Annotated in this window: 24 protein-coding genes; 7 read left to right on the plus strand and 17 right to left on the minus strand. The window is 57.4% G+C overall.

Going from position 1 to position 26355, the window contains the following annotated elements; genetic code table 11:
* Positions 1 to 1773 (minus strand): aspartate--tRNA ligase, encoded by a 1773-nt coding sequence (aspS, locus tag FU672_RS02185; RefSeq protein ID WP_148241968.1) that lies wholly within the window; start codon positions 1771 to 1773, stop codon positions 1 to 3.
* A gap of 263 nt (positions 1774 to 2036) precedes the next feature.
* Between aspS and FU672_RS02190 the strand changes: the two genes are divergently transcribed.
* Genes FU672_RS02190 through cmoB form a run of 5 tightly spaced genes read left to right on the plus strand, consistent with a single transcriptional unit; the run spans position 2037 to position 5617 of the window.
* Positions 2037 to 2603 (plus strand): hydrolase, encoded by a 567-nt coding sequence (locus FU672_RS02190; RefSeq protein ID WP_148241969.1) that lies wholly within the window; start codon positions 2037 to 2039, stop codon positions 2601 to 2603.
* Positions 2600 to 3418: a DUF72 domain-containing protein gene (locus FU672_RS02195; RefSeq protein WP_148241970.1), complete on the plus strand. Its 819-nt coding sequence runs from the start codon at positions 2600 to 2602 to the stop codon at positions 3416 to 3418. The genes FU672_RS02190 and FU672_RS02195 overlap by 4 nt, the downstream gene beginning before the upstream one ends.
* A 51-nt stretch (positions 3419 to 3469) precedes the next feature.
* A complete protein-coding gene (locus FU672_RS02200; protein WP_021240443.1) occupies positions 3470 to 3865 on the plus strand; it encodes an MAPEG family protein in 396 nt (131 codons plus the stop codon).
* 40 nt (positions 3866 to 3905) lie between these two features.
* Positions 3906 to 4649, plus strand: coding sequence for a carboxy-S-adenosyl-L-methionine synthase CmoA (cmoA, locus tag FU672_RS02205; RefSeq protein ID WP_148241971.1), 744 nt, complete (start codon positions 3906 to 3908; stop codon positions 4647 to 4649).
* Positions 4646 to 5617, plus strand: coding sequence for a tRNA 5-methoxyuridine(34)/uridine 5-oxyacetic acid(34) synthase CmoB (gene cmoB, locus FU672_RS02210; RefSeq protein WP_148241972.1), 972 nt, complete (start codon positions 4646 to 4648; stop codon positions 5615 to 5617). Before cmoA ends, cmoB begins: the two co-directional genes overlap by 4 nt.
* Before the next feature lie 176 nt (positions 5618 to 5793).
* Here cmoB and cutC read toward each other — a convergent pair whose 3' ends face one another.
* Entirely contained in the window at positions 5794 to 6537 is a 744-nt protein-coding gene (gene cutC, locus FU672_RS02215) for a copper homeostasis protein CutC (RefSeq protein WP_148241973.1), read from the minus strand.
* A 78-nt stretch (positions 6538 to 6615) separates the two neighbouring features.
* Entirely contained in the window at positions 6616 to 7176 is a 561-nt protein-coding gene (locus FU672_RS02220; RefSeq protein WP_148241974.1) for a VOC family protein, read from the minus strand.
* A gap of 239 nt (positions 7177 to 7415) precedes the next feature.
* Here FU672_RS02220 and argS point away from each other — a divergent pair, with 239 nt between their 5' ends.
* The gene (gene argS, locus FU672_RS02225; protein ID WP_148241975.1) at positions 7416 to 9149 is read left to right on the plus strand and encodes an arginine--tRNA ligase; all 1734 of its coding nucleotides are present in this window, start codon (positions 7416 to 7418) and stop codon (positions 9147 to 9149) included.
* A gap of 57 nt (positions 9150 to 9206) precedes the next feature.
* Here argS and flhE read toward each other — a convergent pair whose 3' ends face one another.
* From flhE to FU672_RS02295, 14 genes are all read right to left on the minus strand, one after another.
* Positions 9207 to 9599 carry a flagellar protein FlhE gene (gene flhE / locus FU672_RS02230; RefSeq protein ID WP_121424215.1) on the minus strand — a complete coding sequence of 131 codons (393 nt, stop codon included), beginning with the start codon at positions 9597 to 9599 and terminating at the stop codon, positions 9207 to 9209.
* Positions 9599 to 11677 carry a flagellar biosynthesis protein FlhA gene (flhA, locus tag FU672_RS02235; RefSeq protein WP_148241976.1) on the minus strand — a complete coding sequence of 693 codons (2079 nt, stop codon included), beginning with the start codon at positions 11675 to 11677 and terminating at the stop codon, positions 9599 to 9601. The genes flhE and flhA overlap by 1 nt, the downstream gene beginning before the upstream one ends.
* Entirely contained in the window at positions 11670 to 12818 is a 1149-nt protein-coding gene (flhB, locus tag FU672_RS02240) for a flagellar biosynthesis protein FlhB (RefSeq protein ID WP_148241977.1), read from the minus strand. Before flhB ends, flhA begins: the two co-directional genes overlap by 8 nt.
* A 147-nt stretch (positions 12819 to 12965) precedes the next feature.
* On the minus strand, positions 12966 to 13610 hold the full coding sequence (gene cheZ, locus FU672_RS02245) for a protein phosphatase CheZ (protein ID WP_023312251.1): 645 nt from the start codon (positions 13608 to 13610) through the stop codon (positions 12966 to 12968).
* Between the two features lie 10 nt (positions 13611 to 13620).
* The gene (gene cheY, locus FU672_RS02250; protein ID WP_008500431.1) at positions 13621 to 14010 is read right to left on the minus strand and encodes a chemotaxis response regulator CheY; all 390 of its coding nucleotides are present in this window, start codon (positions 14008 to 14010) and stop codon (positions 13621 to 13623) included.
* A 17-nt stretch (positions 14011 to 14027) separates the two neighbouring features.
* A complete protein-coding gene (locus FU672_RS02255) occupies positions 14028 to 15077 on the minus strand; it encodes a protein-glutamate methylesterase/protein-glutamine glutaminase (RefSeq protein ID WP_148241978.1) in 1050 nt (349 codons plus the stop codon).
* Positions 15074 to 15940 carry a protein-glutamate O-methyltransferase CheR gene (cheR, locus tag FU672_RS02260; protein ID WP_148241979.1) on the minus strand — a complete coding sequence of 289 codons (867 nt, stop codon included), beginning with the start codon at positions 15938 to 15940 and terminating at the stop codon, positions 15074 to 15076. Before cheR ends, FU672_RS02255 begins: the two co-directional genes overlap by 4 nt.
* 19 nt (positions 15941 to 15959) lie before the next feature.
* Entirely contained in the window at positions 15960 to 17561 is a 1602-nt protein-coding gene (tap, locus tag FU672_RS02265; RefSeq protein ID WP_148241980.1) for a methyl-accepting chemotaxis protein IV, read from the minus strand.
* A 44-nt stretch (positions 17562 to 17605) separates the two neighbouring features.
* Positions 17606 to 19273 carry a methyl-accepting chemotaxis protein II gene (gene tar / locus FU672_RS02270; protein WP_148241981.1) on the minus strand — a complete coding sequence of 556 codons (1668 nt, stop codon included), beginning with the start codon at positions 19271 to 19273 and terminating at the stop codon, positions 17606 to 17608.
* 84 nt (positions 19274 to 19357) lie between these two features.
* Positions 19358 to 20320, minus strand: a complete 963-nt coding sequence (locus FU672_RS02275) for a Csu type fimbrial protein (protein ID WP_148241982.1) — start codon at positions 20318 to 20320, stop codon at positions 19358 to 19360.
* Positions 20317 to 22701: a fimbria/pilus outer membrane usher protein gene (locus FU672_RS02280; protein WP_148241983.1), complete on the minus strand. Its 2385-nt coding sequence runs from the start codon at positions 22699 to 22701 to the stop codon at positions 20317 to 20319. Before FU672_RS02280 ends, FU672_RS02275 begins: the two co-directional genes overlap by 4 nt.
* Positions 22677 to 23435 carry a fimbrial biogenesis chaperone gene (locus FU672_RS02285; protein WP_148241984.1) on the minus strand — a complete coding sequence of 253 codons (759 nt, stop codon included), beginning with the start codon at positions 23433 to 23435 and terminating at the stop codon, positions 22677 to 22679. The genes FU672_RS02280 and FU672_RS02285 overlap by 25 nt, the downstream gene beginning before the upstream one ends.
* A 16-nt stretch (positions 23436 to 23451) precedes the next feature.
* A complete protein-coding gene (locus FU672_RS02290) occupies positions 23452 to 24000 on the minus strand; it encodes a Csu type fimbrial protein (RefSeq protein WP_148241985.1) in 549 nt (182 codons plus the stop codon).
* Positions 24001 to 24011: 11 nt separating this feature from the next.
* Positions 24012 to 24584, minus strand: a complete 573-nt coding sequence (locus tag FU672_RS02295; RefSeq protein ID WP_148241986.1) for a Csu type fimbrial protein — start codon at positions 24582 to 24584, stop codon at positions 24012 to 24014.
* Between the two features lie 429 nt (positions 24585 to 25013).
* Here FU672_RS02295 and FU672_RS02300 point away from each other — a divergent pair, with 429 nt between their 5' ends.
* Entirely contained in the window at positions 25014 to 26279 is a 1266-nt protein-coding gene (locus tag FU672_RS02300) for a dicarboxylate/amino acid:cation symporter (RefSeq protein ID WP_148241987.1), read from the plus strand.
* The last annotated feature ends 76 nt before the right edge of the window (positions 26280 to 26355 follow it).

The raw sequence follows: 26355 nt of genomic DNA on the forward strand, positions 1-26355 counted from the left end.
TCAGTTTTTCTCTTCCTTCTTCACCACTTCAATGCCCAGCTCGGCCAGAGAGGCCGGGTTAGCAAAGCTTGGCGCTTCGGTCATCAGACACGCTGCGGCAGTGGTTTTCGGGAAGGCAATAACATCACGAATGTTATCGGTGCCGGTCAGCAGCATGGTCAGACGGTCAAGACCGAAGGCCAGACCCGCGTGCGGAGGCGTACCATATTTCAGCGCGTCCAGCAGGAAGCCGAACTTCTCGCGCTGCTCCTGCTCGTTGATGCCCAGGATGCCGAACACGGTCTGCTGCATTTCACCGCTGTGAATACGCACGGAACCGCCACCCACTTCGTAGCCGTTGATAACCATGTCATAAGCGTTGGCGACCGCGTCTTCCGGCGCCGCTTTCAGCTCTGCCGCCGTCATGTCTTTCGGCGAGGTGAACGGGTGGTGCATAGCCGTCAGGCCGCCTTCACCGTCGTCTTCGAACATTGGGAAGTCGATAACCCACAGCGGTGCCCATTTGTTCTCGTCGGTCAGGCTCAGGTCTTTGCCGAGCTTCAGACGCAGCGCGCCCATCGCATCCGCCACGACTTTCTTGTTGTCTGCACCGAAGAAGATCATGTCGCCGTCCTGCGCGCCGGTGCGCTCAAGGATCGCTTCCACGATGTCTGCGTTCAGGAATTTCGCGACCGGGCTGGTGATACCTTCCAGACCTTTCGCACGCTCGGTCACTTTAATATAGGCCAGACCTTTCGCGCCGTAGATCTTGATGAAGTTGCCGTAGTCGTCGATCTGCTTGCGGCTCAGTGCTGCACCACCCGGTACACGCAGGGCCGCCACACGGCCTTTAGGATCGTTAGCCGGGCCAGAGAATACGGCAAACTCAACGGCTTTCACCAGGTCTGCAACGTCCACCAGCTCCATCGGGTTACGCAGGTCTGGTTTGTCGGAGCCGTAACGACGCTCGGCTTCAGCGAAGGTCATGATAGGGAAATCGCCCAGCTCAACGCCTTTCACGTCGTTCCACAGGCTACGCACCAGGGCTTCCATCACTTCACGCACCTGCCCGGCGGTCATGAAGGAGGTTTCCACATCGATCTGGGTAAATTCAGGCTGGCGGTCAGCGCGCAGGTCTTCGTCGCGGAAGCATTTAACGATTTGATAGTAGCGATCGAAGCCGGACATCATCAGCAGCTGTTTGAAAAGCTGCGGAGACTGCGGCAGCGCGTAGAATTTACCTTTATGAACGCGGGATGGGACCAGGTAATCGCGCGCGCCTTCCGGCGTGGCTTTGGTCAGCATCGGGGTTTCGATGTCGAGGAAACCGTGGTCATCCATAAAGCGACGCACCAGGCTGGTGATTTTCGCACGGGTTTTCAGGCGCTGAGCCATTTCCGGGCGACGCAGATCCAGGTAGCGGTATTTCAGACGCGCTTCTTCAGTGTTGACGTGGTTGGAGTCCAGCGGCAGCGCTTCTGCACGGTTGATGATCACCAGATCGGACGCCAGCACTTCGATAGCACCCGTTGCCATGTCGGCGTTGACGTTTTTCTCGTCACGCGCACGCACGGTGCCGGTAACCTGAATGCAGAACTCATTACGCAGCTCAGAGGCCAGCTTCAACGCATCTGCGCGATCCGGGTCGAAGAACACCTGAACGATACCTTCGCGGTCGCGCATATCGATGAAGATAAGGCTACCAAGATCACGACGACGATTGACCCAACCACACAGGGTTACCTGCTGCCCGACGTGGGACTGACGCAGCTGCCCGCAATATTCTGTACGCATGAGATATCCCTTAATTAGCCGCAGGCTAAATGTCGCCTGGTATGCAGGCTACTATGTCGCAGCTTTCTGTATGTCACAACTGGATGAAAAAAGGCGGCTATTATACTGGAAATTCCGCCGGACGATAAGAGCGAAGCACGGCCTGGCGGTCGTTTGCTGCACTCTTATTGCGCATTCTCACAAAAATTAACAAAATTATCCGACCAGGAACAGGCCATCACGTCGTAAGGTGTCTGGAAGTGATTCATTTAACGGGAGTAACAATGTTAACACTTGATGCCAGTAAAACCGCACTTGTCGTAATTGATTTACAGGAAGGCATTCTGCCCTTCGCCGGTGGCCCGCATACTGCGGATGATGTGGTCAGCCGCGCCGCTCGCCTGGCGGAAACATGTCGTGCCAGCGGTGCGCCTGTTGTCATGGTGCGCGTCGGCTGGTCCGCGGATTACGCCGAAGCGTTAAAACAGCCCGTTGATGCCCAGGTTCCTGCGCGCGCCCTGCCTGAAAACTGGTGGACGTACCCGGTCTCACTCGGCAAACGCGACAGCGACATTGAAGTGACCAAACGCCAGTGGGGCGCTTTCTACGGTACCGATCTCGAGCTGCAGCTCCGCCGTCGCGGCATCGACACCATTATCCTGTGCGGCATTTCCACCAATATCGGCGTGGAGTCTACCGCCCGCAACGCGTGGGAGCTGGGCTTTAATCTGGTGATCGCTGAAGATGCCTGCAGCGCGGCCTCCGCGGAACAGCATCAGGGCAGCATGACCCATATCTTCCCGCGCATCGGCCGCGTGCGCAGCACGGATGAGATTATCAGCGCGCTATGATGTATGTAGGCCTGCCCCAGTGGTCGCACCCGAAATGGGTGCGCCTTGGCATCACCAGCCTTGAGGAGTATGCCCGACACTTCAACTGTGTCGAGGGTAACACCACCCTGTATGCGCTTCCCAAAGCCGAGATTGTTGCGCGCTGGCGGGAACAAACGGCCGACGACTTCCGCTTCTGCTTCAAGTTTCCGGCCACCATTTCCCACCAGGCCGCGCTGCGCAACTGCGGCGATTTGACCGAAGAATTTTTCGCGCGCATGTCGCCGCTGGCAAACCGCATCGGTCAGTACTGGATCCAGCTACCCGCCACGTTTGGCCCGCGCGATTTGCCTGCGCTCTGGCAGTTCCTGGATGCCCTGCCCCGTGAGTTCACCTACGGCGTGGAAGTCCGACACCAGGACTTCTTTGCGAAAGGCGAAGCTGAAAAAGCGCTCAACCGCGGCCTGCTTGAGCGTTCCGTTAACCGTGTAATCCTCGATAGCCGCCCGGTGCATAGCGCTGTACCCAATAACGAAGCCATCGTTGAAGCGCAGCGTAAAAAACCGAAAGTGCCGGTCCACGCCATCGTGACCGCACATAACCCAATGGTCAGGTTCATCGGCAGCGATAACATGCAGCAAAATCAGGCGATGTTCGCCGTTTGGCTGCAAACATTAGCGAAATGGGAACACTCCACCACGCCGTATCTCTTTTTACACACGCCGGATATCGCCCAGGCGCCCGAACTGGTCGATGCTCTGTGGCAGGCCTTGCGGGCTGCGGTGCCGTCCGTGGGCAGCGCCCCTTCCATCCCACAACAATCTTCTCTTTTCTGATATCACCCCCTATCATAGTGAAGTGCCATCTGCCAAAAACAGGGAGTTTGTATGGTCAGCGCGCTGTATGCGGTGTTAGGTGCATTACTGCTGATTAAGTTTTCATTTGATGTTGTGCGCCTCAGAACGCTGTACCGTGTCTCTTACGGTGACGGCGGATTTTCCGAGCTACAAAGCGCTATCCGCATTCATGGCAACGCGGTCGAATACATCCCCGCAGCCTTAATCCTGCTGCTTTTTATGGAGATGAATGGCGCAGAAACCTGGATGGTGCATATCTGTGGCCTGCTTCTGATTGCTGGCCGTCTGATGCATTATTACGGCTTTCACCACCGCTTAATCCGCTGGCGTCGTTCCGGCATGAGTGCAACCTGGTGTTCGCTTTTGCTGATGGTGCTGGCTAACCTGTGGTATATGCCGTGGGAGTTGGTTTTCTCCCTCCATTAGCGCACAATACGCCACTTTATTTTTCCCGGATTTTTACGTTATGTCAGATCGCGACACGCTTTTTTCCGCGCCAATCGCCAGCCTGGGCGACTGGACCTTCGATGAACGGGTAGCCGAAGTCTTCCCGGATATGATCCAGCGCTCTGTTCCCGGTTATTCCAATATTATTTCTATGATCGGCATGCTGGCTGAGCGCTTCGTTCAACCCGGCACGCAGGTCTATGACCTGGGCTGCTCGCTCGGCGCGGCAACGCTGTCGGTTCGTCGTAATGTTCATCACGAAGGCTGCCGAATCATTGCCGTCGATAACTCCCCGGCCATGGTTGAGCGCTGCCGTCGTCACATTGACGCGTATAAAGCCCCTGTTCCGGTGGACGTGGTGGAAGGTGATATCCGCGCGATCGAGATCAATAACGCGTCGATGGTGGTGCTGAATTTCACCCTTCAGTTCCTGGTGCCTGAAGACCGTCAGCTTCTGCTGGACAAAATTTATAAAGGGCTGAATCCTGGCGGCGCGCTGGTGCTCTCAGAGAAATTCAGCTTTGAAGATGCCGAGGTTGGCGAGCTGCTGTTTAATATGCACCACGATTTCAAGCGTGCGAACGGCTACAGCGAGCTGGAGATCAGCCAGAAGCGCAGCATGCTCGAAAACGTGATGTTGACGGATTCCGTAGAAACCCACAAAGCGCGTCTGAGCAAAGCCGGGTTTGAGCACAGCGAACTGTGGTTCCAGTGCTTTAACTTTGGCTCTCTGGTGGCGCTGAAAGCGGGGGAACCCGCATGATCGAATTCAGTAACTTCTATCAGCTGATTGCCAAAAACCAGCTCTCCCACTGGCTCGAAACCTTGCCCGCGCAGATTGCCGCCTGGCAGCGCGATCAGCAGCACGGCCTGTTAAAGCAGTGGTCAAATGCGGTGGAGTTTCTGCCAGAACTGACCCCGCATCGTCTGGATCTTCTGCACAGCATAACCGCCGAGAGCGAAGAGTCGCTCCCGGCCGGGCAGATCAACCGCATCGAAACGCTGATGCGTAACCTGATGCCGTGGCGCAAAGGGCCGTTTTCACTTTACGGCGTGAACATCAATACCGAATGGCGCTCTGACTGGAAATGGGATCGCGTTCTGCCCCACCTTTCCGATCTGACCGGACGTACCATTCTGGACGTGGGCTGCGGCAGCGGTTACCACATGTGGCGCATGATTGGCGCGGGCGCGCATCTGGCGGTAGGTATTGACCCGATGCAGCTGTTCCTGTGCCAGTTTGAAGCGGTGCGTAAGCTGCTGGGTAACGACCAGCGCGCGCACCTGCTGCCGCTGGGCATCGAACAACTCCCTGCCCTGAAAGCGTTTGATACCGTCTTCTCCATGGGCGTGCTGTATCACCGCCGTTCCCCGCTTGAACACCTGTGGCAATTGAAGGATCAGCTGGTCAGCGGCGGCGAGCTGGTGCTGGAAACGCTGGTGATTGAAGGCGATGAACATGCGGTTCTGGTGCCGGGCGATCGCTACGCGCAGATGCGCAACGTTTACTTCATCCCTTCCGCGCTGGCGCTGAAGAACTGGCTGGAGAAGTGCGGGTTTGTGGATGTGCGGATTGCCGATGTCAGCGTGACCTCTATCGAAGAGCAGCGCCGCACCGACTGGATGATCACCGAATCGCTGGAGCAGTTCCTCGACCCGGCCGACCACAGCAAAACCATCGAAGGCTATCCGGCTCCGATGCGTGCGGTGTTGATTGCGACCAAGCCGTAGCCCTTTAGCCGGGTGGCGGCTACGCCTTACCCGGCCTACTCCCGATTTTGTAGGCCCGGTAAGCGAAGCGCCACCGGGTGCAGGAGAAAAAAAGGCCCCTGTGTAATTGGCAGGGGCCTGGTACAAGCAAGCATCATATTGGGCGACATGATGCGCGGTAAAAAATCGGTACGTTGCTACACGTGATGGCGCTCAATCAGCGACTTCATTTCCGCAACCGACTCTCCCTCTACACCGTAGCGTGAATACTCATCCGCTTCAGCATCCGTCGACATTGACAACCCTGTATTGCGATAACGCATGGGCGAAGGTATCCATTTCCCCGCGGAGCTGTGCAGCTCTTCTACCCCGGCGTTTAAAAACCGTTCCAGATTGCTGGCGCGGACTCCCGCACCCGCCATTATTATTGGAACACCGGAATGTGCTTTTAGTTCCGTAATTAATTGCAGTCCTTTTTCAGCTGACGCCTGTTGACCCGATGTCAGAATGCGCGCCACGCCAAGTTCTCCAAGCGTTTCAAAGGCCTGAAGCGGATCTTTACACATATCAAATGCGCGATGAAAAGTGACGGCCAGCCCCTGCGCGGCGCTCATGATCTGACGCATGCGCGGTATATCGATATTGCCGTCCTCATCCAGCAGGCCAGTCACCAGCCCCGGGAACCCCAGATCCCGAACGAGGGCGATATCATCAAGCATGGCACTGAACTCGCCCGCCGTGTAACAAAAATCACCGCCGCGCGGACGAATAATTGGGTGAACGGGAATCGTGACGGCCTGGCGGGCAGACCTCAACACGCCGTAAGACGGCGTCAGCCCGCCCTCTTTGGGTGCCGCGCACAGTTCAATGCGGTCAGCCCCGTGTTTTTGCGCGGTCACGGCACACTCCACGCTGTAACAACAAATCTCCAGCAGCGCCATTTAATCCTCCTGAAATCCCCCTAAACAAACCATCATGACACGCCGTCCATTTTCAGTCCCGGCGTGAACTCACATCTCTTACGCTTCACTGGCAACGATCTGCTCAATGGTCCACGGATGAAACTTCACCGTGACCTGTCCGTCAGTGACGGCCAGCGTCGGGTTAGGTAACCGCTCGCGCTCGCCTTTGGGTGAACTCGTCTTCACAAAAATCCCCGGCTTGCTTAAACCTTCGTCAGAAAGAAGGGCCAGCGCGCGCGCGTTCAACGTCTCCGGCTCACCCGGCAGGACAATTTCGATATGTTCCCAGCCTTCGTGCGGATAACGTTTCTCGCCCGGCCACGGCAGTTCAACCACGGTGAATTGCCAGTGCGCCACGTTCACCGGTTCATGCAGTTTAAACAGGCAAATGGGGCGACCATTAATGATGTTTTCGGACAGTAGCTCGCCACACTGCTCGAACCCGCGACGCCAGCGCTCAGCGGTGGCATTCTGATGACAGCGCAAAGAGATGTGATCGGCCTCAAGCGGTGCGATATCCAGACCCAGACGGGTGGCAAGTTCTGTGAACGCCTGGGTGAAGCGCGGTAAATCTGCGGAAATATCATGCAGTTCGTCAATGAATTGCCAGTTCGCCATAAGTCACTCTCTTATCGTGTCGCAAAGCCGCTAATTTACTCTGTTGACCTGTTTTGACCAACCGCAGAATCCGGCTTTTTGCGACTGCATGATTATGCACACCTTCACTGCCTGGATTCTGAACAATCTTCGGCCCCCGCGATGCTGACGCCAGAAGGCATTTGCAGTATACTCCCGCCCTAAATTCTTTAACTGGCGCGGGCGGTTGTAAGCCCGCATCAAAAACGTAAGGTATCCAGGTGAATATTCAGGCTCTTCTCTCCGAAAAAGTCAGTCAGGCACTGATTGCCGCAGGCGCGCCTGCGGATTGCGAACCGCAGGTTCGTCAGTCAGCAAAAGTACAGTTTGGCGACTATCAGGCTAATGGCGTGATGGCAGTGGCTAAAAAACTGGGCATGCCGCCGCGACAACTCGCTGAGCAGGTACTGACGCATCTGGATCTTTCCGGCATTGCCAGCAAAACCGAAATCGCCGGTCCGGGCTTTATCAACATCTTCCTTGAGCCTGCATTCCTGGCAAGCCACGTTGACGCGGCGCTGAAATCTGACCGTCTGGGTGTTTCCCAGCCGGAGGCGCAAACCGTCGTGATCGACTATTCAGCCCCGAACGTGGCGAAAGAGATGCACGTTGGTCACCTGCGCTCCACCATCATCGGTGATGCCGCAGTGCGCACGCTCGAGTTCCTCGGCCACAAGGTGATCCGCGCGAACCACGTGGGCGACTGGGGTACCCAGTTCGGCATGCTGATTGCTTACCTGGAAAAACAGCAGCAGGAAAACGCGGGTGAAATGGCGCTGGCAGACCTGGAAGGGTTCTACCGCGAAGCCAAAAAACACTACGACGAAGACGAAGCCTTTGCCGAGCGCGCGCGCAGTTACGTGGTAAAACTGCAGGGTGGCGATCAATATTTCCTCGAGATGTGGCGCAAGCTGGTCGACATCACCATGTCTCAGAACCAGCTGACCTATAACCGCCTGAACGTCACCCTGACCCGTGACGACGTGATGGGTGAAAGCCTCTATAACCCAATGCTGCCTGGCATTGTGGCCGACCTGAAAGCCAAAAACCTGGCGGTTGAGAGCGAAGGCGCAACGGTTGTGTTCCTTGATGAGTACAAAAACAAGGAAGGTGAACCGATGGGCGTGATCATCCAGAAAAAGGATGGCGGCTACCTCTACACCACCACCGATATCGCCTGCGCGAAATACCGTTACGAAACGCTGCATGCCGACCGCGTGCTGTACTACATCGACTCTCGTCAGCACCAGCACCTGATGCAGGCGTGGACCATCGTGCGTAAGGCCGGTTACGTGCCGGATTGCGTTCCGCTGGAACACCATATGTTCGGCATGATGCTGGGGAAAGACGGCAAGCCGTTCAAAACCCGTGCGGGCGGTACCGTGAAGCTATCCGACCTGCTGGACGAAGCGCTGGAACGCGCCCGCCGTCTGGTGGCCGAGAAGAACCCGGACATGCCGGCAGACGAGCTGGAAAAACTGGCCAACGCCGTGGGTATCGGTGCGGTGAAATACGCGGATCTCTCCAAGAACCGTACCACCGACTATATCTTCGACTGGGATAACATGCTGGCGTTTGAAGGCAACACGGCGCCGTATATGCAGTATGCCTACACCCGCGTGCTCTCGGTATTCCGTAAAGCCAATATCGACGAAAGCGTGCTGGCGAATGCTGCCGTAACCCTCACGGAAGATCGTGAGGCACAGCTGGCAGCGCGTCTGCTGCAGTTCGAAGAGACGCTGACGGTTGTCGCGCGTGACGGAACGCCGCACGTGATGTGTGCTTACCTGTACGATCTGGCGGGCCTGTTCTCCGGGTTCTACGAACACTGCCCTATTCTGTCTGCGGAAAACGAATCGGTCCGCAACAGCCGCCTGAAGCTGGCGCAGCTCACGGCGAAGACCCTGAAGCTGGGTCTGGATACCCTGGGTATCGAAACCATAGAACGCATGTAATACAAAAAACCCGGCAAACGCCGGGTTTTGTTTTTTACAGCCCTGATAATGCAACCGTCAGCGGTAGTTCACAATGACAGAATTACTCTGCACCTTCAGCGCTGGGATTAAGCGTCCCCCGCCCGGCACTTCCCAGATGAAACGCAAAGGTTCAATGGCCGGTACGCCGTTGAACGCCTGTGTCGTGCCATTTTCGCCGTCAATTTCCGTGCAGCGCGTCTGAGAACAAAGGCGCACCCGCAGTCCGGCTGGTGTTGGACCAATCAGCCGGTAGTTCCAGACCACAAGGCCCATCTGACCGGAAACCCCTTCAGAAGGCGACAGCGGGTTAGAGGACATGGCGACACCCCGGTTGCTGAGGGTCACACCCATGCTGCTTGCCTGCCAGGTCCCCTCCCCGCCAGCCTGTGCCGCCAGCGGGAAGAGCAAAATCCAAAGCCATTTACGCATTATTTTCCTCCAATCGTCGCGGTCATGCGGATATGACGGTTATCCGACAGCTCCAGATTCGACAGCACGACCAGCTGATTCAGGCTACGACGCAGGAAGCGGGACAGCAGCGGACGCAGCGCATGGTTCACCAGCAGCACCGGCGGCGCACCCAGCATCTCCTGACGCGCCAGCGCCTCCTGCGTTTGCGCCAGCAGACGATCCGCCAGCCCCGGCTCCAGGCCGCCCCCACCCTGCAGAGCCTGAAGCAGCAGACGTTCAAGCGGTGTATCAAGACCAATGACCTGCACTTCTCCGGTTCCCGGGAACCACTGCTGGGTGATCGCACGGCCCAACGCCACGCGCACCACCGCCGTCAGCTCGTGCGGATCGCTCTGGATTGGCGCATGCTCTGCCAGCGTTTCCAGAATGGTGCGCATATCGCGGATCGGCACTTTCTCGTCGAGCAGGTTTTGCAGCACCTTGTGCAGCGTAGTCAGCGTCACCACGCCCGGGACCAGATCTTCCGTCAGCTTCGGCATCTCCTGCGTGACGCGGTCCAGCAGCTGCTGCGCTTCCTGGCGGCCAAACAGCTCCGCCGAGAATTGCCCAATCAGGTGATTAAGATGGGTCGCCACCACGGTACTGGCTTCAACAACCGTATACCCCTGGATCTGCGCCTGCTCTTTCAGGGCACTTTCAATCCAGATAGCGGCAAGGCCAAATGCAGGGTCGATGGTTTGCTCGCCCGGCAGAGTGCCTGCGGCAGTGCCCGGGTTAATCGCCAGCCAGCGGCCCGGATAGGCATCACCGCTGCCAATTTCGACACCTTTCATCAGAATGCGATAGCGCGCGGGCGGCAGGTCCATATTGTCGCGGATGTGAACAACCGGCGGCAGGAAACCCATATCCTGCGCGAATTTTTTACGGATACTGCGGATACGGCCAAGCAGCTCGCCATCCTGCTGGAAATCGACCATCGGTATCAGGCGATAGCCCACTTCCATTCCCAGAGAATCTTCCAGCTGAACGTCGTTCCAGGTCGCTTCGACGGCCTGGGTATTCTCCGGCATTTTGACCGGAGCAGGCTCCGCCGCAGGTTTGATTTCACGACCACGCATCCACCAGGCAAGCCCCAGCAGACCCGCCGTAAACAGCAGGAACACCAGGTTTGGCATGCCCGGCACCAGACCGAGCAAACCCAGAACGGCAGCGGCCAGCAGCATAACGCGCGGGTTGCTGAAGAGCTGGCCCACCATCTGCTCGCCAACGTCCTGATCGGTACTCACGCGGGTCACAATCACACCCGCCGCCGTGGAGATAACCAGCGCCGGGATCTGGGCGACCAGACCGTCACCAATGGTCAGCAGCGTATAGCTTTCCGCCGCGTGACCCATGTCCATCCCGTGCTGCAATACCCCCACCAGCAGGCCGCCGACCACGTTAATCACCATGATCAGAATGCCCGCGATGGCGTCACCGCGCACAAACTTACTCGCACCGTCCATGGAGCCGTAGAAGTCCGCTTCCTGCGTCACTTCCGAACGGCGTTTTTTGGCTTCATCTTCGGCGATAAGACCGGCGTTCAGGTCGGCGTCAATCGCCATCTGCTTGCCCGGCATCCCGTCCAGCACAAAACGCGCGCCCACTTCCGCGATACGCCCTGCACCTTTGGTGATAACCATAAAGTTGATGATAACCAGGATAACGAACACCACGATACCGATAGCGAAATTGCCGCCCACCAGGAAGTGGCCGAACGCTTCCACCACTTTACCTGCCGCTGCCGCACCGGTGTGACCTTCCATCAGGATGATACGCGTGGACGCCACGTTCAGCGCCAGGCGAAGCAAGGTGGTAAACAGCAGAATGGTCGGGAACGCGGCGAACTCCAGGGTACGCTGGGTGAACATCGCCACCAGCAGTACCATAATGGACAGCGCAATATTGAAAGTGAAAAGCAGATCGAGGATGAACGCCGGGAGCGGCAGTACCATCATCGACAGAATTAGCAGGATCAGAATCGGCCCGGCAAGGATCTGCCATTGGGTCGATTTCAGGTTGCCGGGCAGGCGCAACATTGCCACCAGATTAGCCATCAGTGTCCTTCTCGTTCATAAAATCCAGCGCGGCAGGCACCGGAAGGTTCTCAGGTTTCACAGGCCGTTGACCGCCGGCCAGACGCCAGCGCTTCAACTGCCATACCCAGGCCAGCACTTCCGCCACGGCGGCGTAGAGTTGTCCGGGGATCTGTTGTCCAATATCCGCATGGCGGTACAGGGCACGCGCCAGCGGAGGGGCTTCCAGGATCGGCACGCGGTGTTCTGTGCCAATTTCCCGGATACGCAGTGCGATCAGTCCGGCCCCTTTCGCGACGACTTTCGGCGCGCTCATTTTGTTTTCGTCATAGCGCAGCGCAACGGAATAGTGTGTCGGGTTGGTAACAATAACGTCGGCCTTCGGCACATCTTCCATCATACGGCGACGGGCGACGGCACGCTGCATCTGGCGGATACGCCCTTTCACGTGCGGGTCACCTTCCATCTGCTTATATTCGTCACGAATATCCTGACGTGACATGCGCAGTTTTTTGAAGTGGGTATAAAGCTGGAAGATCACATCAAAACCCACCATCGGGATAATACTGAGCACCACCAGCAGCGCGCAGAGCCCGACCAGATTCAGCGCGTTGCTCATCGCGGTGAGAGGCGATTCGCTGATAAGACGCATCATTTCCGGCCAGTGGTACCAGAGGTAAAACCCCGCGGAACTGCCCATCAGCACCGATTTGAGAATGGCTTTGAGCAGCTCAGCCCCGGTCTGAGCAGAGAACATTTTCGCAATGCCCGGCAGCGGGTTCAGCTTGGAAAATTTCGGCTGCAGCGATTTGGCACTAAAAACCAGACCGCCCAGCATCACCGGAGAGACCAGCGCGACCAGCACGACCCCGGTAATCAGGGGCAACAGCGCGACCATGGCCCCTTTAATAAGCTGAATAATCTGGCTGAGGATCAGATTCGGATCGTTGACCATGCTGTGGTCAAAACGTAAACCGGTGGACAACATTCCCGCCAGCTTGCGGGCGAGCGACTCCCCACCCCACCAGATAATGCACACCCCTACGATAAGGATCAGCAGGGAGGTCAATTCTCGGGATCGGGGGATCTGCCCTTCCTCACGCGCCTTTTCTAGTCGGTGGGGTGTGGGGGCTTCCGTTTTGTCGTCGTTCTCTTCTGCCACAGTGCATGCTCAGCCCATTACGTCACGGGTATCATGCCAGTGCAGCGGAAATCCAATGGCGGGAAAAGCCCGTTGATTCGGGCTCTTTTCGGTGATTTTGTCGTAAACCGCCTCAGGCAGCGTTAACCCCCTGAGGCGGAAAGACAATCAGAAGCCGAGGCTGTCCAGCAGGTCGTCGACCTGATCCTGGCTTGCCACAACGCCCGCTTTGCTGGCGTCGAGCTGGGGACCATTGAGCAGGCTTTCGTTCTCGCGTTTTGGACGGGCTGCCGGTTCCGGAATGTTCTCCAGCAGAACCATCAGCAGCTGACGCTCAATCTCCTGGATAACATCCATCATGCGCTTGATCACCTGACCGGTCAGGTCCTGGAAATCCTGCGCCATCATGATGTCCAGCAGCTGGGCGTTGGTGAAGCTGGTGTGGCCCGGCACATCACCCAGGTACTGACGGGTATCCGTCACCAGTTCGCGGGCATCCGCCAGCTCGATAGGGTTTTCAAACCACTCGTCCCAGCGTTTGCTCAGCGCTTTCGCCCCCTTTTCCATCGCATCCTGGTGCGGCTGTGACGCTTCAACGCTGTTAAGCGCACGTTCCGCGGCCTGAGCGGTCATCTGCACAACATAGTCCAGACGATCGCGGGCATCAGGAATGGCTTCCGCCGCTTCGGCAATCGCCTGATCCAGACCCAGCTCACGCAGGCTGTCACGCAGCATGCGCGTCAGGCTGCCGATGCGGACGATGATATCGCTCGGCGAGTGTTCTTCAACGGGTTTCATAGCAGGTTGCAACATTTCCATCACCTCACATGCCGAGTTTCTCGAAGATCTTACCGAGCTTCTCTTCCAGGGTTGCCGCGGTGAATGGCTTCACCACATAGCCGCTTGCGCCCGCCTGTGCAGCAGCAATGATGTTCTCTTTTTTCGCTTCTGCAGTGACCATCAGAACCGGCATAGACGCCATTCCCGCATCGGCACGAATGGTTTTCAGCAGTTCCAGACCGTCCATGTTTGGCATGTTCCAGTCGGAGATAACAAAACCAAACCCGCCAGCCTGCAGCTTGTTCAGCGCATCAACGCCGTCTTCTGCTTCTTCAACGTTGTTGAAGCCCAGCTCTTTCAGCAGGTTGCGCACAATGCGACGCATGGTGGAAAAGTCATCCACAACCAAAAACTTAAGCTCTTTATCCGCCATAAAATAATACTCCTGAGTCAAATACGTATTGCCTGTCCGGCACTGATTTTCGCCAGCATCTGCTGGCTTACCTGGCTAAGATCGACCACTTCGCTCACGCCACCCATATTGATGGCCTCGCGCGGCATGCCGAACACCACACAACTTGCTTCATTCTGCGCAATCGTCCAGGCGCCAGCCTGGTGCATTGCAAGCATTCCGGCGGCACCATCGTTACCCATCCCCGTCAGGATCACCCCAACGGCGTTGCGCCCCGCATGTTTCGCCACCGAATGAAACAGCACATCCACCGACGGACGGTGCCGGTTGACCGGCGGTCCGTCATGAATTTTGATTTGATAGTTAGCGCCGCTGCGCGACAGCTCCATATGCTTGTCACCCGGGGCGATATAGGCATGTCCCGGGAGCACGCGCTCGCCATCTTCCGCCTCTTTCACGCTGATCTGGCACAGCTTGTTCAGGCGTTCGGCGAACGAACGGGTAAAGCCTGGCGGCATATGCTGAGTGATCAGAATAGCCGGACTTGAAAGCGGCAATGGCTGGAGTACATGACGAATTGCCTCTGTTCCTCCGGTTGACGCCCCAATGACCAGCAGTTTTTCCGAGCTGAGTAAGGGACCGGCCTTCAGGGTCGCAGGCGCGGCCATCGGCGTGTGGGCGGCAAGCTTCGCACGCGACGCGGTACGGATCTTCTCAGCGATCATTTCGCTGTAGGCCAGCATCCCTTCGCGAATGCCGAGCTGCGGTTTGGTGACAAAATCCACCGCCCCCAGCTCCAGCGCACGCAGGGTGATTTCCGATCCTTTTCCGGTCAGGGAGGAGACCATCACCACCGGCATGGGCCGAAGTCGCATTAATTTTTCGAGGAAATCTATGCCATCCATGCGCGGCATCTCGACATCCAGCGTTAGCACGTCGGGGTTATATTTTTTAATTAAATCCCGCGCTACCAGCGGATCAGGCGCAGTGGCCACCATCTCCATGTCGCTGTGGCTATTGATAATTTCAGTCATGATCTGACGCATCAGCGCAGAATCATCGACAGACAATACCCTGATTTTACTCATGCTTTTTCCTTACTCAGCGCATATACCGTTTGCCCACGCAGGCTAAACTCACGCGCGAGGTTGCTGAAGTTTTCCGAGTGCCCGGCAAACAGTAAACCGTCAGGCTTGAGCAACGGAACAAACCGACGCAGAATGTCCTGTTGCGTCGTTTTATCAAAATAGATCATGACGTTACGGCAAAAAATGGCGTCGAACGGCCCCGGCACGTTGTACTGCTTATCCAGCAGGTTAACAGGCGCGAATTCGACGCAGTTCGCCAGCTCCTGGCGTACGCGTACCAGGCCTTCATGCGGGCCCGTTCCGCGCATGAAATAACGCTGCAGCTGCTGCGGTGACAGCGTTTTCAGTTCATCCTGGCGATAAACACCGTTACGCGCCTTCTCCAGCACCTCGGTATCGATATCGCTGGCGTAGACTTTCCAGCGTCCGGGCGTCATGCCCAGGGTGTCAGCAAGGGTGATCGCCAGCGAGTACGGCTCTTCACCCGTTGAGGCGGCCGCACTCCATACGCGATACTCCCCGGTGCGACGGCGTGCGTGCTCGGCCAGGACCGGAAAGTGGTGAGCTTCCCGGAAAAACGCCGTCAGGTTGGTGGTTAACGAGTTAATAAAAGCCTGCCACTCCGCGCTGTTCTGGTTCGCCTCGAGCATGCTCAGATAGCGGCCAAAATCATCCAGCTCCAGCGTACGCAAGCGTCGCACCAGACGGTTGTAGACCATGTCCCGCTTATGATCCGCAAGCACGATCCCCGCACGCTGGTAGATTAACTGACATATCCGACGAAAATGCGCGTCGGACAGCGCGAGGCGCTGTGTCATCTGCAACAATAATGACGTTTGCCCAGGGGGCATTGGTGATGTCATAGCGCCTTCTTAATTACATTCAGGATACAACTGGCACGGCCTGCGACCGCCCGACTTCTGTTACTGCTACAACGTGCTCTTTCACATTAAACACCGCGACCAGTCCGGTCAGACGATCTGCCTGGCTGGCCAGCTGATCGGTTGCCGCTGCCGCTTCCTCAACTAACGAGGCGTTCTGTTGCGTCACCTGATCCATCTGGCTGACGGCCTGGGCAACCTGCTCAATGCCGCGACGCTGTTCGTCCGACGCCGAGGCAATCTCGCCCATAATGTCATTAACCCGCGTCACGGAAGTGACGATCTCATGCATGGTTTTCGCCGCCGTATCCACCAGCGTTGAGCCCTGCTGAACGCGCGAGACCGACTCTTCGATCAGGACCTTAATTTCTTTCGCCGCGTTGGCGCTGCGGCTCGCCAGGTTACGCACTTCCCCTGCCACCACCGCAAATCCGCGCCCCTGCTCACCGGCGCGCGCCGCTTCCACGGCGGCATTCAGCGCCAGAATGTTGGTCTGGAACGCGATACCGTCAATCACGCTGATGATGTCACCAATTTTCTGCGAACTGGTGGCAATCTCCTGCATGGTGCTGGCGACATGGGACGCCTGGTCGCCGCCTTTCTTCGCCGTCATCGCCGCCTGTTTTGACAAGTCAGACGCCTGACACGCGTTATCGGCGTTCTGGCTAACCGTCGCGGTCAACTGCTCCATACTGGCCGCCGTCTGCGCCAGCGAGGCCGCCTGCTGCTCGGTGCGGGACGAGAGATCGTTATTGCCTGCCGCAATCTCTGAGATCCCGGTGTGCATGGCATAACTGCCCTGCCGCACGTCGCTCACCGTTTCCCGCAGCGATCCCTGCATCGCCTTCAGACTGGCAAAGATCGCCGAAATTTCGTTTTTGCCGAACACCGCTACCGGACGCGCCAGGTCCCCTTTCGCAATACTGTCGAAGTGGCTGCTGATAATCGCCAGCGGCTGCACAATCATTCTGCGCGACCAGAGCAGCGCCCCGCCGGTCAGCAACCCTGCCAGAATCACGACGACGGCGAAGATCGCTCCCGACATGTGATAGCTTTGACGACTCTGTTCACCCGCACGTTGAACAGACTGGTTGATATCCTGCTGCCACGCGTTAAAGCTGCCATCAAACGCCGCCTGTGACGCCTGAACCGGTGCGGTCATAAAGTCCGAAAGCTGGTTGTTCTCAAGCCATGTCGCCTGGTGGTCCAGATCGCTGTACCACTGTTCAAAGTTCGTCTTCATGGCGGCCTTCAGCGCTTTCTCTTTCTCGCTGTCGGCGGCCTGCGCCGTAAAGGCTTTAAACTGTGCGTCAGCCTGTTTCAGGCTGTCGCGCGCGGTCGCCATCAGCGCTTTAATGTCATCCGGCGGATAACTCAGCGCGGTTAAGGTTCCCGCCTTGTTCAGCGCAGTGCTTGCCTGCAACAGCACGGCACGCGTTTGTGCCAGTGCGGAGCGCTGCTGATTACTCGCCTCAACTTCCTGCAAATTCTGGTAGCCATCGCGAAACGCCCAAAAAGACAACCCGTTACTGCCAACCTGCAACACACCGCAAAGGATCAGAATCAGAAACAGTGTGGTCGAGATACGAATACGATTTAACATCCACGCTCCCATCAAGCGGCAAGCAGCCGCGGTTTAATTGTCAGTCAAAATGTTTCCCAGTTTTCATCTTGTCCGGTCGTCGCGGTGCGCGTACGGTTTGCAGCCGATTCAGCGGCTGGCGCGCGATACGTCGCCTGCGGGGTGACCGTGTTTCCAGCGAGTGAAGCGAGACGAAACGCCGAGACGGCCATCTTCAGACGGCTCGCCTGGTCTTCCAGGGCAGCAGCGGCCGCAGCGGACTCCTGCACCAGCGCGGCGTTTTGTTGTGTCACGCGATCCATTTCCGATACCGCCAGGGCAACCTGGTCGATACCACGACTCTGCTCATCAGACGCAGAGGCGATTTCACCCATGATGTCCGTCACGCGGGTGACGGCATTCACGATGTCATTCATGGTCTCCCCGGCACTTTCCACCAGCACGGAGCCGGTATCCACGCGGGAGACGGAATCTTCAATCAGCGACTTGATCTCTTTTGCCGCGTTGGCGCTGCGGCTGGCCAGGTTGCGTACTTCCCCGGCCACCACGGCAAACCCGCGTCCCTGTTCGCCCGCGCGCGCCGCTTCCACGGCGGCGTTCAGCGCCAGAATGTTGGTCTGGAAGGCAATACCGTCGATGACGCTGATGATGTCGGCGATTTTCTTCGAGCTGTCGGCGATTTCGTGCATAGTTTTCACCACGCCATCCACCACGCGACCACCGCGCTGCGCCGTCTCGGAGGCGCTTTCTGCCAGCTGAGACGCCTGGCGGGCGTTATCGGCGTTCTGCTTCACGGTCGCGGTGAGCTGCTCCATGCTGGCGGCCGTCTCTTCCAGGGCGGAAGCCTGCTGCTCTGTACGGGATGAGAGATCGTTATTCCCCATCGCAATTTCGCTGGTGCCGGTATAGATAGCCTCCGACCCGTTACGCACGTTGGCGACGGTTTCGATTAACGAACGCTGCATATGGTCAACGCTGTTTGCCAGCTCGGTGATCTCATTGCGCCCGGAAACGGTCAGCGTTTTGGTCAGGTCACCGCCGGCAATCTCACGAATGTGGGCAATGACGCGGCCGAGAGGGTTCAGCAGGATATGGCGAATGCCGTACCAGACCGCGACCAGCACAATGACCAGCGCCAGCGCCATCACGGCCATCTGCCATTTCGCAAAACGGTAGTCATTCTGGCTTGCAGTAAATGCCGAGTGATACAGATCGCCACTGACCTTCGCGTATTCCCCCAGCGCCGCGCCGAGCGCGTTTTGCATCCCTTGCGTAGGCTGCGCGAAATAGGCGTCCATGTTGCCGCTCTCCAGGAACTGAATCAGCTCTGTCAGACCGGCATGGTAGGCGTTGTATTTTTCATCGATATTCTGGCTCACCTGCTCCATAGCAGGCTGAGGGGTTATCTTTTTGAAGGCGTCGTAGTGTTTAGCGGCGTCAGCGAGGGTGGCACGGGCATTTTTCAACAGATCGGTTTTCGCGCTGCTCTGCTGATTGTTGGGATCCATCATCATGCGCGCGGACGAGCGGCTCAGGTTGATACGCGTTTGCAGCATCAGATCCCACGTCGACGTGAGTTCACTCTGCTGCAGGCGGAGATCGTTCGAGGCCGCAAAGCTGTCCTGGTTCTGTTTTAATGACGAGAAAAAAAGCCCGCCGGAGATAAGCTGAAGAAGTGCGAAAATGACCAGCACCATCATGAGCATTGTGACAACGCGGATACGGTTCAACATACAACACCTTCTCATAGATTTATTAACGGTGTTATCGGCACTGCCCACAGGAACTTTACATTTGAGAAAGGGAAAAGCGCGGGGTTAAAACGCCACGTCGACAATCAGCGTATCGGTGTAGGTTCCGGCGGGGGGTGTGGTTTGATTGGTCAGGACTTTCGCGGTGTAGTTGTAGGTGCGCAGTAAACCGTCGGTACTGACCTGCGACGATACCGCGCTGGACCAGCGCTCGCTGCCGCTGCCGCCCCAGCGGTTACCGGTGGCTTCCTTATAGATGTCGTAGCTCATGGCATTGCTGCCGCTCACCATACGCCGCACGTTGTTCAGCGCGTTAGCACCGTTATTAATACCGATGGTATACGTACTTCCTTTGGTACAGGTCACAGCAATCGCCTGCGAGACGGTGGGGAAACTTTGTACCAGCGGCGCGCTGTTGAAGTTCACATCTGGCGTGGTCATGGCGCTGCAGTCGTTGGTGACGGTCATGTTAAGTAGAATGGTGGTCGTCGCGGTGCCTGCCTGATTGATTGTGCAAATGCCTAGCGCGCCCACGGAGCACACGCTGTAGTTAATGCTGAAGGTTAACTGCACCTGATATGGCCCCGCAGTGACGTTTTGTCCGGCGACGGTGCGAAAATAGAGCGGAATGTTGTACTGCTTTGACCCCAGCAGCCCCAGCAAGGTATTCCCACTCCAGGTATACGATTTACTTATCTGTACCTCGCTGCTGCTCGCGCAGCCCGAGAGTCCGCACAGCCGGGTGGGGATCACGTCCGTGATGGTCGCATCATCTGTCCGTTTCATGGTGGCCCGGCTGCTGCCCGAAACCGATGCCGCGGTGTAGGTCAGCGTCACCGAGTCGTTGGTCAGCAGATTCAGTATGGCATCACAGGACACCACCAGCGTGCCGGTGGTTTCCACCTCGCCTGTTCCGCTGAGCGCGAAGGAAGTGACGCTGCCAAATGAGGCATTGACCGTACTGACGGTGCACGCCGCCCAGCCGCCGCCTGAGCACAGCAGCAGCATCAACAGCAGCAGGCGCGTCATGGCCCCTCCCGACATACCAGCGGGCCGTAGGTTTGCAGCTTGTGTTGCGGGTTGGCTCCCACGGTCAGGGTGGCCTTGCAGCGTTTTCCGTCAGGCGAAATCACCTCAAGCGGGTTCACATCGCTGAGATTTTCCAGCCAGGCGATGCCGTCATACCCCACCACCGCATTGCTGCGCGAGACGCGTCGGACCTGGCTTCCCACCGGCAACGCCTGCCCGTGCGCATCATACAGAATGACGCTGGCCACCCGCTCCTGCTCCATCGGGAAATCGACCAGATAGCCGCTGTGACGTCGGATGGCGATCCGCCGCTCCGTCTCTTTCAGGCGGGTATCCGCCGGCAGATTCAGGGTATCAATCCGGTAGCTTGCCGGGTAATACGCCGACACCCCGCTGACCAGCAGGTAGCCGTTGTTATTGGTTTTACCGACGGGCTGGTTCTCATAGCTGACGGGCACATCCGGGTGGCCGTCGGTACTGATGACCACAAACGCATCGTTGATCTTATTCGCCGCAAACAGCTCACCGTCCATAAGCACAACTGAGCCCATCGCCTCACCCCACCAGGTCATGGTGTCCCTTTCGCCATAACCGCCACCCTGCAGCTCTATGTTGTTATTGCGCCAGCCCAGCGTACCCTGTTGATAATCACTGGATCTTGACTGGTTGGCCCAGGCCATGTTCCAGCTGAACCCACCGTCAGAAGGCATGGAGTGGTTATAGTTGATGCGCTGGGTACTGCCTGCATCCGGGGTATGTTCAACGGTGACGGCAGCGCTGTCGCGTGCCCCCAACGGCACCTGCAGCGACAGCGCGACCGTCCAGTCTCCCCGCTGCCGGTCCCGGCTGCCAGCCAGGTAAATACTGCTCGCCCCCCACAGATTGCGGCTCCAGGAGAGATTGAGCAGCTCGGTTTTTTGACTGTCAAAACTCTCCACGCCGATCCAGGCCGCACCGATGTTGCCGTACTGTCCCAGATTGAAGGTCAGAGAATACTGGTCCGTATTACGGCTGAAGCTGGCGATGGGTTTATCGTTTTCGTCATACACCGTCGGCTGGTCGTAGAGGGCCAGGTTGCCAAAGCCGCGGTCGCGACGCGTGTGCTGGGTGGCGACGCTAAACTCGCTGGTACTGTACTGGTAGCCCCAGTTGATTTGCCCGCCCGCATCACCGCGCATGCGGCTTTGCGAGTAGGAGGTATTCACCACGCCAAACTGGCCGAGTTTTATGACCGTTCCCGCTCCGCCCAGCGCCAGCTCCTGCGCTGCTTCCGCGTGGCCCTCCAGCGTTAGCCAGTCCGTCATCCCGTAGCGGTACGAGCCGCTGCCTGCTGCCGAACCGTAGTCAAAATTCTTGATACCGTAATTGCGCCGCAGGCTGCCGAGCGTCACTGCACCATCGCTCAACCCTTGCTTAAGCAAGTCGCTGGTGACGTAAAACGGCAGCGTGGTGCTTACCTGGCGCCCCAGCGCATCCGTCGTGACCAGCACCGCATCTCCGGCGCCGTTGATATAGGGCAGATTCGTCAGGGTGAAGGGGCCCGGCTGAAGCTGGGTTGAACCGGAGCGATAGCCGTTGATAAAGAGATCGACCGAGGTGGGTACCGCGGCTTCCCCCGCGAACTCGGGCAGCGGCCATGTCACCAGGTCAGGGCGCAGGGAGAAATCCCGCCCGACGCTTACCCCGCCCATCCGCACGCTGGAGCTCCAGCTCAGGGCATCGCTGATCACGTCCCCGACGCTCCAGCTCATCGCGTCATCTTCGTTAGTGAACAACAGGGTCGTGTCATAGCGAACATACCCTTCCTGCTGACCGTCGTTACCGCTGAAATTTTCCCGCGCGTAACCGGTGGAGGAAAAGGAGCCGTTCTCGTTGAAGTAGCGGAACTCATGCCAGAGCGATGCCTGACCGCCGATATGTTCCGTGTGGTTGGTGTAGAGATCGTAATTCAGCAGCGCCCCGCGCCCGAAGTGCGGCTTGGCCTGCGCCGTTTGCGCACTGAAAGGGGTTACGCGGGCCGTCACCCAGTCGCGGGGAACGGTCAGCAGCAGGCGCTGCGCGGCGCTGTCGTACTCCACCCGAACCTGAGCAAGCGAAGTGAGATTCACCTCTCCGGTGGGAACATGCGCCGGGGGCAGCCCCGCGCGCAGCAAATCGGCGCTGGAGATAAAGAAAGCGCCTTTACGCTGCGTCACGGGCACCACCAGGCCGGTATCGTAGTGGTTGACCACGAGGGCAAGCTGGAAGACTGCCTCATCATTTATCGCCTGTGCCTGGGGAGGCGGCGGTAAACTGTCGTCGCCGGGCTCAGCCAGGGTCGCGGAACTGACGCATAGCAGTATCATCATCGCCGGCTTCAGTTGACGGGCGTCGACTGCCATTGTGCGTCCCTGGCATTAATCTGCGCGCTCATCCGCTCTGGCTGACGAACGCCAGCGGGTACCGGCCAGCTGCGGGTGCTGCCCGGAAGGACATACCCCAGTAATCCCTCCGCGACCGTGCGTTTCTGCCCCCCCTGCTCCAGTGCTACCTGGCTTAGCCTGACATGAACATCCCCCCGATTTCGGACCTCCAGCGCAGGCTGTCCACCCGCCTGCGTCACCCGCCAGCTCAGGTTTCGGGTCTCCGCCAGCGCGTGATGCGCGCCCTCTTTGAGGGTCGGGATCCCCTGTCCATACACGAACAGAGGAATGGAGTAACGCATTTGCAATTTGAGGCCGATGGTGGGTTCGGCTTTGGCATCAGGCTGGGGGATTTCATCGACGATAATGCGATAGGCCTGTTCGACGCCTGCGGGAACTGGAGCCTGTTTGATAAGGCGAATAAGCTGCTTGCTGCCAGTGCCAATCGTGACGATCGGCGGGCTGGCGACCACGGCCTGCTGCGCGGTATAACGCTCGTGTCCGTCCTCCTGCTTCCAGCGCACGATGCGGACCTGCATCGTCGTGGCGCTGTTTCCCTGGTTCTGGATCCACAGTTCCGTGGCGTTGGCGTCCGCAGCAAGCCATGGATCGATCGGCCAGAGCAGAATGGTGGCCGCCGCCTGCGCCTGGCCGGTTTCCACAGCCATGCCCAACGCGCCTGCCAGACAAACGAGTCTGAAAAATGGCTTCATCAACACTCTCCCTTTATTACCATGACAAGGTCACGGTGAGCTGATCGGAATAGGTTCCCGCCGGGCTAAACCCGGTCAGTAGCGCTACGCCAAAAAGCGGCAGCGCGATGTTATTGCTGTTGGTATAGGTCACCGGTATTGCCTGGTTGACGCCAATTTCGCTGTTCGCGGCCAGCGAGCTACTGCTGTAGAGCCGGTATGGCACCAGTTCTGTTCCACCGGACCGCTTCATACGACGAACGGAGGCGTAATTCTGCCCGCCATTAATACTCATGGTCAGCGCTACGCCAGGCGTACAGGCGATAGACAACGCCCCGTTTGGCACAAAGCTGGTGCTGACCGGCGCGCTCTCGACGCCGTTATGGGTGCCAAAATCCAGCGTACCGAGAAGCCCTCCGCTACCGGTGGCCACCGCGCATCCCGGTACAATGGTCGCGCTGACCTTAAAGGACTGTGATGTCACCGCACCCGCCGTGGGCATCATGAGCAATCCGACGATCAGCGCGAAAAAAGGCTGCACGCGTCCCCCTGCGCGTTTGCGCAGACCTGTGAGAGTTGCCTTCATGGCAGGCAGGATTAATAGGTTACGCTGACGTTAATCGTGTCGGTATAGGTACCAGGGACGACCGTCACGCTGTTACCACCGCCGGTAATACGCCCGTAGAGAGTGTAACTATCCACTCCTCCGGCCGTAGAGGCGATCGGCAACGCGGCGTTATTGGCAATCACGGTGTTAAACCCGCTGTCGCTGTACAGGCTGTAAGCCACACCCTGTGCCGCGTCGGCCGTGTTCACCAGATAGCGAGCTGGAGTTCCTGACGTGCCTATAACGGTGCCAGGGGCCGTGGAGTTGGTGTTGCCGGTGATCGCCACCGTATAGCTGGCGGTCGTGCATTGAATGGTGAAGGTGTTTCCGCCGCTGGCACCGGCCAGCTGCGTGGTCAGAGTGGAAAACGTTGCGGGATGGGTGCCGAAATCAAGTGTCCCGAAGTTAATGCCGTTTTGCGTGGGCGATCCGTTTATCAGGCAACCGTTTGTCAGCGTCAGCGTCGCGCCGATGGTGCCGCTGCTGGTGACGGCCAGCGCCTGATGGGCCGTTGTCGCAGTCAGTAAGGTACCTGCGCAGATCAAAAGGAGTTTTCTTTTCATTTACCACCCTCCAGAAGACGTCTCCGTTCCCTTGCCACATTTTATTTTTGTCGTTCAAGATGTTAGCCCCGCTTAAGGTTCCTTTGAGGGGGTTATTGAGAATTTAGTTTACGGATATCGCTTCGACCACCTGCCCCTCAACGCATAAGCCATATGTCTTATTGACTTAATTTTCCTATAAATAACAGATTGTTAAATTCATTTAATCCGCAATTTTATTTTATCTGGAGAGAATATATCCACAAAAGTGTGATGATGATCACAATATATCGTCAGGGCATTAGCAACAAAATTAATAAAACTTAAAAAGGAGTTGTATCCCCCTACACTTTGCGTCAATTTATGTGCCGAATAATTTCCCGCATCGTAATAAAAAATTTATATGTATCGATGCGGGCTACATCTGAAGCGCATAGAGGGTCTTTTTTCGTGGCAAGTGCAAACAAACTCACACTCTTCATCGTGATATTCATGCTGGCGGGTATTCTTTCAGGGGCAGCAATTCATGAATATGCATCTGCGGATGCCATCAAAGCCTGGTCGGATAATATTACCCTTCTGACCGATATTTTCCTCCGTCTGATCAAAATGGTCATTGCACCGTTGGTCTTCAGCACGCTCACCGTCGGCATTATGAAGCTGGGCGAAACCTCCACCATTGGCCGCGTTGGCGGCAAAGCGATGGTGTGGTTTATCAGCTCATCCGTGCTCTCTATTCTGGTCGGCCTGTTTATCGTCACACTGGAGCATCCGGGAAGCGGTCTGAACCTGACGATCCCAACCGAAGCGGTAGATACGGGTCTGGCCGTTGGCGGCATGACGCTGAAAGCGTTCCTGTCGCACACTATTCCGACCAGTATCGCAGGGGCGATGTCGAATAATGAGATCCTGCAGATTGTGGTGTTCTCGATGTTCTTCGGCATTGGCGGCGCGTCACTGGGACAGAAATTCAACGCACCGCTGGTGGCTGCGCTGGATGTCGTTTCCCATATCATGCTGAAGGTAACGGGTTACGTGATGTACGTTGCTCCGCTGGCCATTTTCGCGGCGATCTCCTCCGTCATTGCCACGCAGGGTCTGGGCATTCTGCTGAACTATGCCTCCTTTATTGGCGGCTACTATGTTGCCATTCTTCTCACCTGCATGGTGCTGCTGGCCGTGGGTTACATGGTGCTGAAAAAAGAGGTGTTTCGCCTGGTCAGCATGCTGAAAGATCCTGTTCTGGTGGCGTTTACCACCAGCAGCTCTGAAGCCGCCTACCCTAAAACGCTGGAGCAGCTGGAGCGTTTTGGTTGCTCGCGCAACATCGCCTCTTTCGTTCTGCCAATTGGCTACTCCTTCAACCTGGTGGGTTCGATGGTGTACTGCTCTTTCGCCTCGATGTTTATCGCTCAGGCGTACAACATTCACCTGAGCTTCTCTGAAGTGACGGTTCTGATGCTGACCCTGATGCTGGCGTCAAAAGGCATTGCGGGCGTACCGCGTTCATCCCTGGTGGTACTGGCAGCGACGATCCCGAGCTTTAACATTCCGGTGGCGGGTATTCTGCTGCTGATGGGGATCGACCACTTCCTGGATATGGGCCGTTCCGCAATTAACGTTCTGGGGAATGGTATTGCGACCGCGATGCTGTCGCAGAATGAAGGTGCGCGGGTAGCGGAAGCGGAAGCTGAGCTGGTAAAGCAGGAAGCGTAAGGTGAAAAAAAGGGTGAGGCCTGATGCCCTCACCCCAGCCCTCTCCCACAGGGAGAGGGAGCAAACACAAAAAACG

The sequence above is a fragment of the Enterobacter asburiae genome (genome assembly GCF_008080435.1).
GTDB classification, from domain to species: Bacteria; Pseudomonadota; Gammaproteobacteria; order Enterobacterales; family Enterobacteriaceae; genus Enterobacter; species Enterobacter asburiae_C.